The following is a 16,469-nucleotide window of genomic DNA, read 5'->3' on the forward strand; positions in this document are numbered from 1 at the left end:
CGCCCTCGGTGGTGGACGTTCCGCAAAAGTGCCCCGCGATCGCCGACGGCCTGCTCAACTTTGTTGCGAGGACACATCCGCCCGACCACCGGGTGGGTCCGCGCGTGAAGGAGGCCGTCGTGAGACGAGTGCGCCCGGGGACGACACCGTCCCGCGGTGCCGGCTCCCGTGCGGCCGGCGACGAGCGCGCCCTGAGCAGAGTCGGGGCCGGTGACCGGTTCCAGGGCGGCGGCCCCCGGGACCTGCCCCGCCTGTGGCACGTCACCCTCAGCGTCTCCGGTGAACCGGCCCCCGCCACGGAGGTCCGGCGGGCGCTGGAGCAGCTCGCCCACGACCATCCGTTCCTGCTGACCAGCCGCTACGCCGGGGACCACGCGGAGATCCGCTACTGGGAGGAGGCCCGCGACCTGCACGACGCGGCCGCCGTGGCGCTGCGCCTGTGGGGCGAACACCGCCGGACCGCCGGCCTGCCGCCCTGGGAGATCGTCGGCCTGGAGGTCATCGACCGGGCCACCTACCACCAGCGCGTCGCGGCGGGGTACGGGCCGGTGCTGGCGACGCCCGCCGGCGTCCACCCGTTCTGAGCCCGTGTCTCGGAGGCCGGGACGACCGACGACCGGACCCGCCGCCCGCACTACCCTTTTTCCATGACCACGCTCTCGCCGTACGACTCGATGTCCCCGGTCGGCCAGGCCGCCTACCGCGCCAAGGGCGCCGCCGCCACCCTCGCGCCGCTGCCGCGGGCCGCCAAGGACGACGCGCTGCTCGCCATCGCGGACGCGCTGGAGGTCCGTACGAGTGAAATCGTCGAGGCCAACGCCCAGGACGTGGCCAGGGCCCGCGAGGCCGGCACCGGCGAGGGCATGATCGACCGGCTCACCCTCACCCCCGAGCGGGTGCGCGCGATCGCCGCCGACGTGCGGGACGTGGCCGCGCTGCCCGACCCGGTCGGCGAGGTCGTCCGCGGCTCCACGCTGCCCAACGGCATCGACCTGAGTCAGGTCCGGGTGCCGCTCGGCGTCGTCGGGATCATCTACGAGGGCCGCCCGAACGTGACGGTCGACGCCGCCGCCCTCTGCCTGAAGTCCGGCAACGCGGTCCTGCTGCGCGGCTCGTCCTCCGCCTACCGGTCGAACACCGCCCTGGTGGGCGTCCTGCGCGACGCCGTGCACGGCGCCGGGCTGCCCGCCGACGCCGTCCAGCTGGTGCCCGGCGAGAGCCGGGACAGCGTGCGCGAGCTGATGCGCGCCCGTGGTCTGGTCGACGTGCTCATCCCGCGCGGCGGCGCCTCGCTGATCAACACGGTCGTCCAGGAGTCCGTCGTCCCGGTCATCGAGACCGGCACCGGCAACTGCCACGTGTACGTCGACGCGCAGGCCGACCTCGACACGGCGGTGGAGATCCTGGTCAACTCCAAGGCCCAGCGGGTCGGGGTCTGCAACGCCGCCGAGACCCTCCTGGTGCACCAGGACATCGCCGCCGAGTTCCTGCCGCGCGCCCTGGACGCCCTCGCCGACGCCGGGGTGACCGTGCACGCCGACGAACGCGTGATGGCGTACGCCAAGGACTCCCGCGCCACCGTCGTGGAGGCCACCACGGAGGACTGGGAGACCGAGTACCTCTCCCACGACATCGCCGCCGCCGTCGTCGACTCCCTCGACCGGGCCGTCGAGCACATCAGGCTGTGGACCTCCGGCCACACCGAGGCCATCGTCACCACCTCGCAGCAGGCCGCCCGCCGCTTCACCCGGTTGGTGGACTCCACCACGGTCGCGGTGAACGCCTCCACCCGGTTCACCGACGGCGGTCAGTTCGGCTTCGGCGCGGAGATCGGCATCTCCACGCAGAAGCTGCACGCCCGAGGGCCGATGGGCCTGCCCGAGCTGACCAGCACGAAGTACATCGTCACCGGCGACGGTCACGTACGGCGCTGACCCGCGCACACGGGGGAGCGGCGGAACCGTCTCATCGGACGGATGAATTTCCGTACCGTCTGCCCAAAATGACCCCCCAGGTCTACTCTGGAGCCGTGCCGGAGGACGTGGGGGGCACGCCGTTCCCTGACGGCTGGGAGCCCGACGACGACCACGACCGCGGGGTGTCGGACGAAGAGTTCGCCTCCGTGGTCTTCGACGAGGCCTTCGTACGGGCGGCGGAAGTGCACGAGCCGACCGCCGTCGAGCGCCTCCTGGCCGCCGCGCAGGCCAGAGCCGAGGCCGAGGCCCACCGGGCCCGTACGCGCGGCGACCGGTACGGCGGCTACCGGGGCGATTCCGGCTACGACGATCCGGACGACGCCGAGGACGTCCTGGAGGGCGACTACGGCTCCCCGGGCCCGTACGGCAGGCCGGTGCGCTGGCACCGTCCCGTCGCCTGGATGCTCGCCCTGGTGATGGGCATCGGCATGGTCGCGCTCGCCTTCTCGGCCGTCTACCGGGGAGCGTCCTCCCACCGCCAGGACCCGGCCCCGCCCGCCACCACCGGCGTGGAGCAGGGCGGCACGGCGGTGCCCTCCGCGTCGGCCGACTACTCCCAGCCGGCCGTCCCGGTGATCCCGCGCGGCAGCCCCTGAGGCCGCCCGCCGGCCCGGTGAGGACCTGCCGGAACTTGACCCGGGTGCGGCGTTTACCGGAACCTCCCCGGACCTACCCTTGAAGATATGGGAGGGCCTTCGGACCCACCCGAGGGGACGCCCGAGGGAGCCCCCGGAGGTGGAGAGGACGAGTACAGGTCCGTCGTCTTCGACGAGTCCTTCGTCCGTGCTGCCCGACTCCAGGAGTACTCCGCCGAGCAGCGCATCACCGACCACGCGCCCGCCGTGCGCCGCCGCCCGCCGCGCAGCCGCGTCGGGCTGCCCCGGCAGGCGCTGATCCTGGTCCTGCTGATCGCCGTGGCCTTCGGCACCGCCGTCTACATGGGCGTGCGCCATCCCTACCGGAGCCCCGCCGCCGACAAACCCGCCGAGCCGCTGCGGACGACCGTCATCCCGCTCGCCCCGCGGGGCGAGGTCCCCGGCACCACCGACGTCGAGCGGCTGTACGCGCGCAGTCCGGCGGCGCGGTTCCGGCCCGGCGCCGAGGGGGTGCCGCTCCCGGCGTCCCGGCGCACCGCGCACTTCTCCGACGGCCAGGTGATGGCGGCGCTGCTCACCGCCAAGGACTACATCGTGCGGTCCGCCCTCGACCCGGGCGTGCTCACCGGCGGCGAGACCCGGCCCGTGCGGGTGCTGCTCGACCCCGGCCAGCTGGACCAGTTCGACCGGAGCTTCGGCCGGCCCGCCGCCGACGGGCGGCACGCACCCACCGGATGGCTGGTCCGTTTCGACCCCGCACGCGTGCGGCTGGCGGACCGTGGGATCCGGGTCCAGGGCACCATGCAGGCCGCCGAGACCGACTCCGCCACCCTCGAGGTCACCACGGACCACACGTTCGTCTACGCGCTGCGCCCGGCCGGCGCAGACCGGGACGCCGCGGCGTCCCTGTTCACCGTCCGGCGCGAGCTGCACTTCCGCTTCGACCGCGACGACCTGCGCCTGCACCGGACGGAACTCGTCGTCGCCCGCGTCCAGGCCGGGCCGCTGTCCTGCGCCGAGGACTCCGCCGTCCGGCTGCGCCCGCTGCTGGCGGGCCGGACGGCCAAGGAGACCGCTCCCGCCGGCACCGATCCGTACGCCACGGACGGCGCGCCGGCCCTGTGCGGATCCCTCGCCCCGGGCGCGCAGCCGAAGCTGTGAGCGCGGGCGGCGCCGCGTCGTTCCGGCGGGCGGCGCCATGCCCGTCGCGTCCGCCCGCGTGCCGCCGCCCGTGTCCGTGCGCTCCCCACCCGCCGCCCGCCCGGGGTGCCACGCGCAGGGGGACGGGGAGCACCCCGCGGGGGCCGCCCCGGGCGCGGGCGGGAGACGCAGGTTCCCGCCCGGCCGCCGGCCCGTGGCCCCGGCGGCCCTACGCGCCGTCGCGTGGCGGCTCGCCGCCCTCCGTGCCCGGCCCCGCACCCGGCTCCCGCGGTCCCGGCTTCGGCTCCGCGGACGTGAACCCGCCGAAGCCGCGGCGGACCCGGCCGCCCAGATCCCCGGCGCCGCCCGCGATGTCGCTGACCAGCTTCATCAGCGGGTCCTTGGAGCTGCGCACCTCGTCCGCGTAGCTGCTCGCCGAATCCCGCCAGGAGTCCCGCACCGAGGCGTCCCTGTCCTCCTCACGGCGCGGATAGTGGCCGTCCATGATCCGCTGGAAGTCACGGGAGGCCGCCCACTTCTTCAGCTCGGCCGCCCGCACGGTGGTGAACGGGTGCGAGCGGGGCAGCACGTTGAGGATCTTCAGCACGGAGTCGCGCAGATCGCCCCCCGCCTCGTACTCCTCGGCCTGCTCCAGGAACGCGTCCACGTTCATCTCGTGCAGGTGGTTGCCGCCCGCGATCTTCATCAGGCCGCGCATCGAGGCCCGTACGTCCTGGCCGACCAGCAGCCCCGCGCGGTCCGCCGACAGCTCCGACTTGCGGAACCACTCGCGCAGCGCCGTCACGATCGCCGTGATCGCGACGTTGCCGAGCGGGATCCACGCGACGCGGACCGCCAGCGACGTCAGGAACAGCAGGACCGTCCGGTACACCGAGTGCCCGGACAGCGCGTGCCCGACCTCGTGTCCGACGACCGCGCGCATCTCCTCCTCGTCGAGCAGCTCCACCAGCCCCGTCGTCACCACGATGATCGGCTCGTCCAGGCCGATGCACATGGCGTTCGGGTTCGGGTCCTGCTTGACGTACATCGGCGGGACCTTCTCCAGGTCCAGGATGTAGCAGGCGTCCCGCAGCATGTCGTTGAGGTGGGCGAACTGCCGGTCCGAGACCCGCACCGAGTCGGACAGGAACAGCAGTCGCAGACTGCGCTCGGGCAGCAGACCGCTCAGCGCCTTGAACACCGTGTCGAAACCGGTCAGCTTGCGCAGCGCCACCAGTGCGGAACGGTCCGCCGGGTGCTCGTACGCCCGCGTGGAGATCCCGGGGAAGCGCCTGCGCTGCCTGCTCGGCACGCTCTCGTGCCCGTTGTGCTGATGGTCGTCGGACATGTGTCCCCCATGTGCGTCTGAGTGACCCTTCGCTCCCCCGTGGCGAAGCCCGGCCCGGGCGGAGCCGCCGTGGACGGGCGGTGACGGACGACGGGACGGCCGAGGAGGTGCGGGGATCCTGCTCCGGGTGCTTCTGGTCGTGAGGACGGCGGGCTGCGCGCCCGCCGCGCGGTTCCTGTCGCGTGGCTACAGCCGGAAGGACGATCGAGCGGCGGGGAAGGTTCCTTCCGCCCGCCTCCGCGTCCGCAACGGCGGAGTCGACGTGATCGGTGCGAAGGCGCCCGCTTACGATGAGCCGACGTCTTTGTCCCGCCCACACGCGATAGGTCCTGCCGAAGATGAGCATCCACAGCACCGCTGCCCAGTTGGTCACCCTCGCCGCCGAGGGCGGGGAGCACGGAGGCAACCACGAGAGCCTCAGCCCCGCCCTCACCGGCGGCGGCGCCCTGTTCGTCCTGCTGCTCCTGCTGTGGATCACCACCCGCTTCAACCGCGACCGCTGAACCTCCCCCGGCCGCCCTCGCGGACGGGGTTCTCGGGCCGGGCCGGTAGGGTCTGCACGCATGGGAGAGCAGGACATGCCTACCGGCCCCGGCAGCGGCCCGGCGCGGCAGGGCGGACGCCGTCTCGGCGTGATGGGCGGCACCTTCGACCCGATCCACCACGGACACCTGGTGGCGGCCAGTGAGGTCGCCGCGCAGTTCCGCCTCGACGAGGTGGTCTTCGTCCCCACCGGCCAGCCGTGGCAGAAGAGCCACCGCGCGGTCTCCGCCGCCGAGGACCGTTATCTGATGACGGTCATCGCCACGGCCGAGAACCCGCAGTTCTCGGTGAGCCGCATCGACATCGACCGCGGCGGCCCCACCTACACCACGGACACCCTGCGCGACCTGCGTGCGCTCAACCCGGACAGCGATCTGTTCTTCATCACCGGCGCCGACGCCCTCGCCCAGATCCTCACCTGGCGCGACAGCGAGGAGCTGTTCTCCCTGGCGCACTTCATCGGCGTGACCCGGCCCGGCCACCACCTGACCGACGCGGGCCTGCCCGAGGGCGGTGTCTCGCTCGTCGAGGTCCCCGCCCTCGCCATCTCCTCGACGGACTGCCGTGCGAGAGTCGCCAAGGGGGCACCCGTCTGGTATCTGGTGCCGGACGGAGTCGTGCGCTACATCGACAAGCGCGAGCTGTACCGCGGCGAGTGAGCCGAGAGGGGCACCGGTGAACGACCGATACGACGCGGGGTACGGGGCCGACGGGGGCGCCCCGTACGAGCTCGTCGGCTACGACGAGTACGGCCGGCCTGTCTACCGCCGGGCCGCGGACCGGCAGGCCCAGCAGGCCCAGCAGTACGACGGGTACCAGCAGCAGGGCTACGGTTACGACCCGTATCAAACGGGCGGACACCAGCAGCCCTCGTACGACCCCTACGGAACCGGGACCGGGGCCCCGCAGCAGCCGCAAACCCCGGCCCCGCCCTACGACCCCTACGACTCCTACGGCACCCAGCAGGGCGGCCAGGGCGCCCCGTACGACCCCTACGGGCAGACCGCGCCCACCGGGCAGCAGCCCCGCGTCACCGAGCAGACCGCGCACATCCCGCAGCAGCCCGGCCCGACCGACGACGAGCAGGACACCGACGGGCCCGCACCGGAGTACCGCACCGAGCAGTTCGCCTTCGTCGAGGATCCCGACGGCGATTCCGAGGACGTCATCGACTGGATGAAGTTCACCGAGAACCGCACCGAGCGCCGGGAGGAGGCCAAGCGCCGCGCCCGCAGCCGGATCATCGCCCTCGTCGTGGTGTTCGCCCTGGTCGCGGCCGGTGGCGTCGGCTACCTCTGGTACGCGGGGAAGCTGCCCGGCCTGTCCGGCTCCGGTTCCGGCACGGGCACCACCACGGCCGCGGGCGCGCAGAAGCGGGACGTGATCGTCGTCCACCTGCACGACACCACCGGCGGCGGCACCGCCACCGCCCTGCTCGTCGACAACGCCACCACCGGGCAGGGCACCACCGTCCTGCTGCCCAACTCCCTCGCCCTGACGGCCGACGACGGCACCACCACCACGCTCGCCAAGGCGGTCGAGGACGACGGCTCCGAGGGCACCAGGACCGCCCTCGACACCGTCCTCGGCACCGACATCGAGGGCACCTGGAGGCTGGACACCCCGTTCCTGCTCACCCTCGTCGACCTCGTGGGGAACATCGAGGTCGACACCGACACCGACGTGCCCGCCCCGGGCGCCGGGAAGGAGGGCGAGGCGCCCCTGGTCAGGAAGGGGAAGGGGCAGACCCTCAGCGGCAAGATGGCCGTCGCCTACGCCACCCACCGCGGCTCCGGCGAGGCCCAGGACGCCCAGCTGGAGCGGTTCGGGCAGGTCCTGCACGGCGTCCTGCGCAAGATGACCTCCGACCCGGACGCCGCCACGCTCACCGTCCAGACCCTCGGGCAGATCATCGAGCCGCCGCTCACCGACAAGGACCTCGGCTCCTTCCTCGCCCGGCTCTCCGACCGCGCCAAGGGCGGTGACCACGGGACCACCGTGCTGCCCGTGCAGGACGACGGCACGCTCACCGCGGAGGCGAGCGACAGCGTGGTCGAGGACGTCCTCGGCGGCACCGCCAAGAGCCCCGACCCGGACGCCGCCGTCAGCGTCTCCGTGCGCAACGCCACCGGGGTGGACGGCCGCACCGAGAAGGCCCGCGTGGTGCTCCTCAACGGCGGCTTCACCTTCCGGGACGCGGGCGCCGCGGGCGCCGCCGAGTCCGCCTCGAGGGTCGTCTACGCGGACGCCGCCGACAAGGAGAACGCCACCGAGGTCGCCAAGACCCTGGGACTGTCCGCCGACTCCGTCACCAAGGGCGAGGTCTCCGCCAACGCCCGTGTCTCGGTCGTCCTCGGCCAGGACTACGACCCCGGCTCGTAGCGCACACGGGGCGCACCCTCCGTCGTCGCGTGGGGTGCGCCCGGCGGTCCGTGAGACCCTTGAGGGCAAGTGTCCACCGATCGAAAGCCTTGTAGTGACCGCAACCGACCGTTCCCTCGAGCTCGTCACCACCGCCGCCCAGGCGGCCGCCGACAAGCTCGCGCACGACATCGTCGCCTACGACGTCAGTGACGTGCTGTCCATCACCGACGCCTTTCTGCTGGCCTCCGCACCCAACGACCGCCAGGTCAAGTCGATCGTCGACGAGATCGAGGAGCGACTCAGCAAGGAGCTCGGCGCCAAGCCGGTCCGCCGCGAGGGCGACCGCGAGGCCCGTTGGGTGCTGCTCGACTACGTCGACATCGTCGTCCACGTCCAGCACAGCGAGGAGCGCGTCTTCTACGCCCTGGAGCGGCTGTGGAAGGACTGCCCCGAGCTGGAGCTGCCCGAGGACGCCAGGGCCACCCGGGGCAAGGCCGCCGAGCACGCGAAGCTCCGGGAGGCCGAGGAGGCTGCGCAGCCGGGCGGTGAGTGGTGAGCGCCACCGGTGAGGTGGGCGGGCCCGCGCGCCGGGGCCGCCGCATCATCCTGTGGCGGCACGGCCAGACCTCCTGGAACGTGGAGCGCCGCTTCCAGGGCTCCACGGACGTGGATCTCACCGAGACCGGCGTCGCCCAGGCCCGCCGGTCCGCCCGCCTGCTCGCGGGGCTGAAGCCCGACGCGATCGTCGCCTCCGACCTGAAGCGGGCCGCGGCCACCGCCGCCGAGCTCGCCGCGCTCACCGGCCTGGACGTCACCCACGACGAGGCCCTGCGGGAGACCTACGCGGGCGTCTGGCAGGGGCTGACGCACGACGAGATCATCGCCAGGTACGGCGACGAGTACACCGCGTGGAAGCGCGGCGAGCCGGTCCGCCGGGGCGGTGGCGAACTGGAGACCGAGGTCGCCGACCGCGCCGCCCCCGTGGTGCTGCGGCACGTCGAGAAGCTCCCGCAGGACGGCACGCTCGTCGTGGTCAGCCACGGCGGCACCATCCGCACCACCATCGGCCGGCTGCTCGGACTCGCCCCGCACAACTGGGAGAGCCTGGGCGGTCTCACCAACTGCTGCTGGTCCGTCCTCGGCGAGGGCGCCCGGGGCTGGCGGCTGCTCGAGCACAACGCCGGCACCTTGCCCGAACCCGTGCTCGGCGACGACGACTGAGAGCGCTCCGATCCGGCCCGGGGGCGCCCCGGGACCCGGATTTCACTTTCCGGCAGGTCGCAGGCTAAAGTTCTTCTTGTTCGCCCCGCCGAGCGGGACGGAACGCCAGGAGGTCACCTCGTGTGGCAACCAGGGGCTATAGCTCAGTTGGTAGAGCGCCTGCATGGCATGCAGGAGGTCAGGAGTTCAATTCTCCTTAGCTCCACATGACGAAGATCCCGCCCCCTCAGGGAGGCGGGATCTTTCGTTGCCCGCCGGCGAACAGTACGGTCCTGGCGCGCGTACACCTCTACGAGGCGTCGAGCCGTGTCCTGACCGGTACCACGGCGTCGCTGACCGTGTCGGCCCGGCCGTGGCAGAATCAAACGGCCGGAAGGGAGCGCGGCCCGACGGGAGGGAGTTGTGATGCCTGCGAGCATCCTCGAGGAGGTCGACCACCTCCTCGGAGCGGTGTCGACGCGACGGAGCTCGACCCGCCTCGGCTGCCCTTCCCGCGGCTCCGCGCACGTCGCGCGGGTGCTCGGTGACAACGGCGGGGTCTCCTGCGTGTGCACGGCCTGCGGCCACAGCTGGAGCTGACCGATGGGTGCACACAGGCGGAAGTGCGACTGGTGCGGCAGCGGGACGCCGATCGTCCGGGACATGGAGCCGCTCAATCCCGACTACCAGTACTGGTGCGAGGAATGCGCGCGGGCGCTGATCATAAAAGGCGACCCCATCGAGACGTACCGCGAACTCGAGGGGGAGCCGATCTACGGTCGGCTGCTGGAGGAGCACTGCACGCTCAAGCGCTTCTATTCGTTCGTGACCGCGTAGCCCTCCGCGCGGGGGCATTTCGGGGCACAGGCGAGCGAAGCGAAACCGATTTGGTGTTGGACCGGGTCGACCGTGTAAAGTTGGCGTCGCCGCCGGGGAAACCGGGCGACACGAACAACATGCGGCTCCGCCGCGTGGCCACAAGGGGCTATAGCTCAGTTGGTAGAGCGCCTGCATGGCATGCAGGAGGTCAGGAGTTCAATTCTCCTTAGCTCCACAGAAGTAGAGGGCGGGTCATCCGGACGGATGACCCGCCCTCTCCGGTTGTCCCGGACCGCCGCAGCGGCCCGGGACCCGTGCCAGCGGCCCAGGGCGCGCCGTCCGTGCCCCTGCGAGAGCACCGGAAGATTGCGGGACGGCGCCTTGGCCTGGGGTGCCTCGTCCTCGATGCGCGGGGCCAGGGCCGGGCAGCGGCGCACCGCCCGCAGCGCCTTCGCCTCCGCCGAACGCGGCACCTGGGCCTGAGCCACCGTCGGGAAGCCGTCCGCGCCGATCCGGAAGACCTCCGGGAGGATGTCCGCGCACAGGCCGTGGCCCCGGCACAGAGTCCAGTCGACATGGATCTTCCGGCGGCTGGGTCCGTTCCCCTCCCCGCCGCCCGGGATGCCCGTGGGGGCCCCGCCCTCGAGGAGCGGCAGGACGCCCGCCACGGACCGTCCGCAGCCGTTGACGAGGACGTGCGCGGCGAGGTCGTCGGTGGACGCCCTGACGGTCGACTCCAGGAACATCGCGGAGCCGTCCGGGTGTGAACACGCCTCGCGCCGTTTCACGTTCCCGGCGACCCGCCTGACCGCCTCCAGGGCGGTGGGACCGCCGCCCCGGAGGATGTCCTCGAGGCCGCGGGCGGCGGGACGGCCTCGTCGTCCGTGAGGGCCAGTCCGAAGGGGACGGTCGCGGCGATCCACGTGGTGTGGTCCAGGGCCGGCTCGATGCCTGCGTGCACCAGCAGGAAGGCGATCGAGGCGACCGCGGTGGTCCGGTGCGCCGCCCGCGTCAGGATCCGCTGGCGGGGGCCCAGCAGGATCCGGTCCTGGGCGACGAGCCCCCGGATCACCGAGCAGCTGAGGCAGACGAGCGACAGGACGTCCGCGCCGAAGTCGAGGAACCCGACGAACCAGTCGTCCGCGGTGCTGTCGTGCGGTCCCACGATCCGGCTCCCGACGTCACGACGCGGAGCGGGTACGACGGAGCCGCAGCCGACCGGCCCCGAGCGGGGGACGGGCTGCTGTCCGGGTGAGGGTTCATGGGGGCGACTCCGAAGGTTCGGTAAAGCGGTCCCGCCGCCGAACTCTGGGGCTCGTCGTAGCGATGAGTACGAGGTTTGAGTTGTTGCGCTGTCATCGAAAGGCAATGAGGTCGCCGCACCGTCCCTCAGCGGTCGTTACGCGAAGTAGCATTCGACCTGGGGTCGACGTGCCGTGAAAGCGCGTCGCGACCGGATCGGCGGCTGCGGTACCCTGGCGCCATGCGTGCCGTACGCCTTCTGCTTGGCGAGCCGCGCTGATCAGTCCCGACCGCCGGTGGCCGGCAGGTCGGAATCGGCGCGGCGTCCCCTCCTGTGCGAGGGGATTTTTCATTTCCAGGAAGTCGCGGCAGCAGGCAGAGACGATCGATGGAGCATTGAGGATCATGAGCGAGACGAACCCCGCTGCCACCGCAGCCGCGGAGGCCGCGCCGCACCGCTACACGGCCGCCCTGGCGGCCGAGATCGAGGCACGCTGGCAGGACTTCTGGGACGCCGAGGGCACCTACGCCGCCCCGAACCCGAGCGGCGACCTGTCGGGCGATCCGGCGACGGCCGCCAGACCCAAGAAGTTCATCATGGACATGTTCCCGTACCCCTCCGGTGCGGGACTGCACGTCGGGCACCCGCTGGGCTACATCGCCACCGACGTCTTCGCCCGCTTCCAGCGCATGACCGGGCACAACGTCCTGCACACCCTGGGCTTCGACGCCTTCGGCCTGCCCGCCGAGCAGTACGCCGTGCAGACCGGCACGCACCCGCGCGTGTCGACCGAGGCCAACATGGAGAACATGAAGTCCCAGCTGCGCCGGCTGGGCCTGGGCCACGACAAGCGCCGGTCGTTCGCCACGATCGACCCGGAGTACTACAAGTGGACCCAGTGGATCTTCCTGCAGATCTTCAACTCCTGGTACGACGAGGAGGCGAAGCGGGCCCGCCCGATCGCCGAGCTGGTCGAGCTGTTCGAGTCCGGTGAGCGCGGCGTCCCCGGCGACCGCTCCTGGAGCGAACTGACCGAGACGGAGCGCGCCGACGTCCTGAGCGGGTACCGCCTGGCCTACGCCTCCGACGCGCCGGTCAACTGGTGCCCCGGCCTGGGCACCGTGCTGGCCAACGAGGAGGTCACCGCCGAAGGCCGCTCCGAACGCGGCAACTTCCCCGTCTTCAAGGCCAAGCTGCGCCAGTGGAACATGCGCATCACGGCTTATGCCGACCGCCTCCTTGACGACCTGGACGCCCTGGACTGGCCCGAGGCCATCAAGCTGCAGCAGCGCAACTGGATCGGCCGTTCCGAGGGCGCCCGCGTCGACTTCCCCATCGACGGCGAGAACATCACCGTCTTCACCACCCGCCCCGACACCCTGTTCGGCGCCACCTACATGGTGCTGGCGCCCGAGCACCCGCTGGTGGAGAAGTTCACCCCGGACGCCTGGCCCGAGGGCACCCACGAGGTGTGGACCGGCGGGCACGCCACGCCCGCCGAGGCCGTCGCCGCCTACCGCGCGCAGGCCGCGGCCAAGTCCGACGTCGAGCGGCAGGCCGAGGCCAAGGACAAGACCGGCGTCTTCATCGGCGCGTACGCGACCAACCCGGCCAACGGCGAGCAGGTCCCCGTCTTCATCGCCGACTACGTCCTGATGGGCTACGGCACCGGCGCGATCATGGCCGTCCCGGCGGGCGACCAGCGCGACTTCGAGTTCGCGCGCGCCTTCGAGCTGCCGGTCCACTGCATCGTCGAGCCGACCGACGGCCGTGGCACAGACCCCTCCACCTGGGAGAACGCGTTCGCCTCGTACGACGCGAAGATCATCAACTCGTCGAACGGCGAGATCTCCCTGGACGGCCTGTCCGTCGTCGAGGCCAAGGCGCGCATCACCGAGTGGCTGGAGCGCGAGGGCCGCGGCGCGGGCACCGTCAACTTCCGCCTGCGCGACTGGCTGTTCAGCCGGCAGCGCTACTGGGGCGAGCCCTTCCCGATCGTCTACGACGAGGACGGCGTCGCCCACGCCCTGCCCGAGTCGATGCTGCCGCTGGAGCTGCCCGAGGTCGAGGACTACAGCCCGCGCACCTTCGACCCGGACGACGCCGACACCCAGCCCGAGACGCCGCTGTCGCGCAACGAGGACTGGGTGAACGTCACCCTGGACCTGGGTGACGGCCGCGGTCCGCGCCGGTACCGCCGCGAGACCAACACCATGCCCAACTGGGCCGGTTCCTGCTGGTACGAGCTGCGCTACCTGGACCCGCACAACAGCGACAAGCTGGTCGACCCGGCCGTCGAGCAGTACTGGATGGGCCCGCGCGAGGGCATGCCGCACGGCGGCGTCGACCTGTACGTCGGCGGTGCCGAACACGCCGTGCTGCACCTGCTGTACGCGCGCTTCTGGTCCAAGGTGCTGTACGACCTGGGGCACGTGTCGTCGTCGGAGCCGTTCCACAAGCTGTTCAACCAGGGCATGATCCAGGCCTACGTCTACCGCGACAGCCGGGGCATCGCCGTGCCGGCCGCCGAGGTGGAGGAGCGCGACGGCGGCTACTGGTACCAGGGCGAGCAGGTCTCCCGGCTGCTGGGCAAGATGGGCAAGTCCCTGAAGAACGCGGTCACCCCGGACGAGATCTGCGCCGAGTACGGCGCCGACACGCTGCGCCTGTACGAGATGGCGATGGGCCCGCTGGACGTCTCCCGGCCGTGGGACACCCGCGCGGTGGTCGGTCAGTTCCGGCTGCTGCAGCGGCTGTGGCGCAACATCGTCGACGAGGCGAGCGGCGAGGTGACCGTCGTCGACGACGGTGACGTCGACGAGGTCACCCTGCGCGCCCTGCACAAGGCGATCGACGGGGTGCGCGGCGACCTGGAGGGGATGCGCTTCAACACCGCCATCGCCAAGGTCACCGAGCTGAACAACCACCTGACCAAGCGGGGAGGGGCGCTGCCGCGCTCCGTCGCGGAGCCCCTGGTGCTGCTGGTCGCGCCGCTGGCCCCGCACATCGCCGAGGAGCTGTGGCGCAGGCTGGGACACGTGGACTCCGTGGTGCACCAGGACTTCCCGGTGGCCGACCCGGCGTACGTGGTGGACGAGACCGTCACCTGCGTCGTGCAGATCAAGGGCAAGGTCAAGGCACGGCTGGAGGTGTCCCCGGGCATCTCCGAGAGCGAGCTGGAGAAGGCCGCGCTGGCCGACGAGCGGGTCGTCGCGGCGCTGGACGGGGCCGGGATCCGCAAGGTGATCGTCCGGGCGCCGAAGCTGGTGAACATCGTCCCGGCGTGAGGTGAGCGTTTCGGGGACCGCCCGGTGCGATCCGCCGGGCGGGCCCGGGACGCCCGGTGGTCCAGGTGATCAGGGTGGTCCCCTACGGGCAGGTTCGGGGTTCTCCAGGAACTCCGGACCTGCCCGCTGCGTTTACTGTTGAAGAGCGGCGCGAAGCGCGCCGGGACAGGCCGGAGGGGCCCGGAGGAGGAGCTTCGTGGAAGCGGTGTTCGCAGTGGTCGCCCTGTTCTTCGTGCTCTTCGTCGTGCTCGGCGCCTACGCCACGGTGAAGGTCGTCGGCGCCGCCAGGCGCAGCGCGGACCGGCACATCACCCAGGCCCGCCGCACGGTCGAGGACCACACCCTGCGGGCCAAGGCCTTCGCGCAGCCCGGCTCAGCCGGTGAGATCGCCCAGCTCCGGCTCAAGCTGCGCACCTCCATGCGGGCCACCCAGGACGCCCTGGAGGCCGCCGTCGCCGAGGACGAGTCCCTCAAGGAGTCCCTCGGCCTCTTCCAGCGGCTCAGCGCGCACGGCCACGAACTGGACGGCGAACTCAGGCGCCTGGAGTCCGAACCGGACCGCACCGCCCTCGCCGCCCGGCTGCCCGAGCTGCGCGAGCGCACCGAGCGCATCGCGGAGGCCGCGGACTCCCTGCGCTGGGCGGCCCGCGACCGCGCCCGCCGTTTCGCCTCCGACGACCTGGACTCGCTGAGCGAGCAGATCGACATGGAGGCCGGGGCCCTGCGCCACTGGACCACCACGGAACAGCACCCGGCACCCCCGCCCTGGCCCGAGACCCCCGCCGCCGACGCCCCGCCGGCCGGGCGGACCCGGCCGGACGCCCCGGAGCACGCCTCGGCGAAGGAACCGGAACAGCGGCCCGCCATCACCCCGCCGGCACCGCGTCCCACCTACCCCTGGCAGAAGAACCCCCGCCCCGAGAGCACCACCTGAGCACCCCCTGATCCGGCCACCGTCGAACCCCGCCCGCGAAGCCGGACTGCCGCGTGGGCACCACGGCAGGTAACCTCCAGCTCATGTCCCGCCATGTCGCGATCGTCACCGATTCAACGGCCTATCTGCCGACCCGGACGATGGAGCGGCACCGCATCACGGCGGTACCCCTGACCGTGGTCCTCGGCGACCGCGCGCTCGAAGAGGGCACCGAGATCTCCACCCGCTCCCTCGCCCAGGCTCTGCAGAAGCGGCGCCCGGTCACCACCTCGCGGCCCGGCCCCGAGGTGTTCGCCGAGACCTACCGCAGGGTCGCCGGGGCCGGCGCGACCGGCATCGTCTCCCTCCACCTCTCCGCCGAGCTCTCCGGCACCTACGACGCGGCGGTCGTCGCGGCCCACGAGGCGCCCGTGCCGGTGCGGGTGGTGGACACCGGCATGATCGCGATGGCGCTCGGATTCTGCGCGCTGGCGGCGGCGAGGACCGCGGAGGCGGGCGGCACGGTGGACGAGGCGGTCACGGCAGCGGAGAAGCGGGCGGCGGACACGTCCGCCTACTTCTACGTCGACACGCTCGACTACCTGCGCCGGGGCGGCCGGATCGGCGCCGCGCAGGCCCTGCTGGGCTCGGCCCTCGCGGTCAAGCCGCTGCTGCGGCTGGCGGGCGGCCGTATCGAACCGCTGGAGAAGGTGCGTACGGCGTCGAAGGCGATCGCCCGTCTGGAGGAGATCGCGGTCGAACGGGCGGGCGGGGCGGAGGTCGACGTCGCCGTCCACCATCTCGCCGCGCAGGAGCGGGCGTCGGCCCTCGCGGACCGGCTGCGGACCCGGCTGCCGGGACTGGCCGACCTGCACGTCAGCGAGGTGGGCGCGGTGATCGGGGCGCACACGGGGCCCGGGCTGTTGGGGGTCGTGGTCTCGGCCCGGTGAGGCCGGTGCGCCCGTACGGGTGACGGGGTTTTCCACAACCAGTCGGTAATCCCCGGAGAACGAGCAAGATCATCGTGGATGGGGTGACGT

The 16,469-nt window shown here is 72.3% G+C and carries 15 protein-coding genes, 2 tRNA genes and 2 pseudogenes; 16 read left to right on the top strand and 3 right to left on the bottom strand.

Going from position 1 to position 16,469, the window contains the following annotated elements; genetic code table 11:
- The first annotated feature begins 119 nt into the window (after positions 1-119).
- The 4 genes from KYY02_RS26280 to KYY02_RS26295 all read left to right on the top strand — a co-directional run bounded on the left by KYY02_RS26280 (position 120) and on the right by KYY02_RS26295 (position 3,733).
- Positions 120-584 (top strand): DUF8830 family protein, encoded by a 465-nt coding sequence (locus KYY02_RS26280; protein WP_371242087.1) that lies wholly within the window; start codon positions 120-122, stop codon positions 582-584.
- 63 nt (positions 585-647) lie between these two features.
- A complete protein-coding gene (locus KYY02_RS26285) occupies positions 648-1,934 on the top strand; it encodes a glutamate-5-semialdehyde dehydrogenase (protein WP_371242089.1) in 1,287 nt (428 codons plus the stop codon).
- A 95-nt stretch (positions 1,935-2,029) separates the two neighbouring features.
- On the top strand, positions 2,030-2,572 hold the full coding sequence (locus tag KYY02_RS26290) for an SCO2584 family spore wall biosynthesis protein (protein WP_442538166.1): 543 nt from the start codon (positions 2,030-2,032) through the stop codon (positions 2,570-2,572).
- Between the two features lie 87 nt (positions 2,573-2,659).
- Entirely contained in the window at positions 2,660-3,733 is a 1,074-nt protein-coding gene (locus KYY02_RS26295) for an SCO2583 family membrane protein (RefSeq protein WP_371242093.1), read from the top strand.
- A 208-nt stretch (positions 3,734-3,941) separates the two neighbouring features.
- On the opposite strand, the gene KYY02_RS26300 is transcribed toward KYY02_RS26295, so the two are convergent.
- A complete protein-coding gene (locus tag KYY02_RS26300; RefSeq protein WP_371242095.1) occupies positions 3,942-5,060 on the bottom strand; it encodes a M48 family metallopeptidase in 1,119 nt (372 codons plus the stop codon).
- 338 nt (positions 5,061-5,398) lie between these two features.
- Here KYY02_RS26300 and KYY02_RS26305 point away from each other — a divergent pair, with 338 nt between their 5' ends.
- The 9 genes from KYY02_RS26305 to KYY02_RS26345 all read left to right on the top strand — a co-directional run bounded on the left by KYY02_RS26305 (position 5,399) and on the right by KYY02_RS26345 (position 10,221).
- Positions 5,399-5,563, top strand: a complete 165-nt coding sequence (locus tag KYY02_RS26305; RefSeq protein ID WP_351999504.1) for a hypothetical protein — start codon at positions 5,399-5,401, stop codon at positions 5,561-5,563.
- Between the two features lie 60 nt (positions 5,564-5,623).
- Positions 5,624-6,262, top strand: a complete 639-nt coding sequence (gene nadD, locus KYY02_RS26310; RefSeq protein WP_371242097.1) for a nicotinate-nucleotide adenylyltransferase — start codon at positions 5,624-5,626, stop codon at positions 6,260-6,262.
- A gap of 16 nt (positions 6,263-6,278) precedes the next feature.
- On the top strand, positions 6,279-7,985 hold the full coding sequence (locus tag KYY02_RS26315; protein ID WP_371242099.1) for an LCP family protein: 1,707 nt from the start codon (positions 6,279-6,281) through the stop codon (positions 7,983-7,985).
- Between the two features lie 94 nt (positions 7,986-8,079).
- On the top strand, positions 8,080-8,523 hold the full coding sequence (gene rsfS, locus KYY02_RS26320) for a ribosome silencing factor (protein WP_371242101.1): 444 nt from the start codon (positions 8,080-8,082) through the stop codon (positions 8,521-8,523).
- On the top strand, positions 8,520-9,188 hold the full coding sequence (locus KYY02_RS26325) for a histidine phosphatase family protein (protein WP_371242103.1): 669 nt from the start codon (positions 8,520-8,522) through the stop codon (positions 9,186-9,188). The genes rsfS and KYY02_RS26325 overlap by 4 nt, the downstream gene beginning before the upstream one ends.
- 132 nt (positions 9,189-9,320) lie before the next feature.
- Positions 9,321-9,393 (top strand) — tRNA-Ala (locus KYY02_RS26330).
- A gap of 200 nt (positions 9,394-9,593) precedes the next feature.
- A complete protein-coding gene (locus tag KYY02_RS26335; protein ID WP_371242105.1) occupies positions 9,594-9,767 on the top strand; it encodes a hypothetical protein in 174 nt (57 codons plus the stop codon).
- A gap of 3 nt (positions 9,768-9,770) precedes the next feature.
- Positions 9,771-10,004 (top strand): hypothetical protein, encoded by a 234-nt coding sequence (locus KYY02_RS26340; RefSeq protein WP_019523121.1) that lies wholly within the window; start codon positions 9,771-9,773, stop codon positions 10,002-10,004.
- A gap of 144 nt (positions 10,005-10,148) precedes the next feature.
- Positions 10,149-10,221, top strand: a tRNA-Ala gene (locus KYY02_RS26345).
- A gap of 85 nt (positions 10,222-10,306) precedes the next feature.
- Here the strand turns inward: KYY02_RS26345 and KYY02_RS26350 are convergent.
- Together KYY02_RS26350 and KYY02_RS26355 are read right to left on the bottom strand one after the other, a co-directional pair.
- A pseudogene (locus KYY02_RS26350) lies at positions 10,307-10,852 on the bottom strand (ferredoxin); the annotation flags it as partial.
- A gap of 2 nt (positions 10,853-10,854) precedes the next feature.
- Positions 10,855-11,151: pseudogene (locus tag KYY02_RS26355) on the bottom strand (cytochrome b/b6 domain-containing protein); the annotation flags it as partial.
- Positions 11,152-11,633: 482 nt separating this feature from the next.
- Between KYY02_RS26355 and leuS the strand changes: the two are divergent.
- The 3 genes from leuS to KYY02_RS26370 all read left to right on the top strand — a co-directional run bounded on the left by leuS (position 11,634) and on the right by KYY02_RS26370 (position 16,379).
- Complete coding sequence (gene leuS, locus KYY02_RS26360) at positions 11,634-14,516, top strand: leucine--tRNA ligase (RefSeq protein WP_371242108.1); 2,883 nt, start codon at positions 11,634-11,636, stop codon at positions 14,514-14,516.
- Between the two features lie 196 nt (positions 14,517-14,712).
- Positions 14,713-15,450: a hypothetical protein gene (locus KYY02_RS26365; RefSeq protein WP_371242110.1), complete on the top strand. Its 738-nt coding sequence runs from the start codon at positions 14,713-14,715 to the stop codon at positions 15,448-15,450.
- An 83-nt stretch (positions 15,451-15,533) separates the two neighbouring features.
- The gene (locus KYY02_RS26370) at positions 15,534-16,379 is read left to right on the top strand and encodes a DegV family protein (RefSeq protein WP_371242112.1); all 846 of its coding nucleotides are present in this window, start codon (positions 15,534-15,536) and stop codon (positions 16,377-16,379) included.
- The last annotated feature ends 90 nt before the right edge of the window (positions 16,380-16,469 follow it).

This window comes from Streptomyces pimonensis (assembly GCF_041380215.1).
Taxonomy (GTDB): domain Bacteria; phylum Actinomycetota; class Actinomycetes; order Streptomycetales; family Streptomycetaceae; genus Streptomyces; species Streptomyces pimonensis.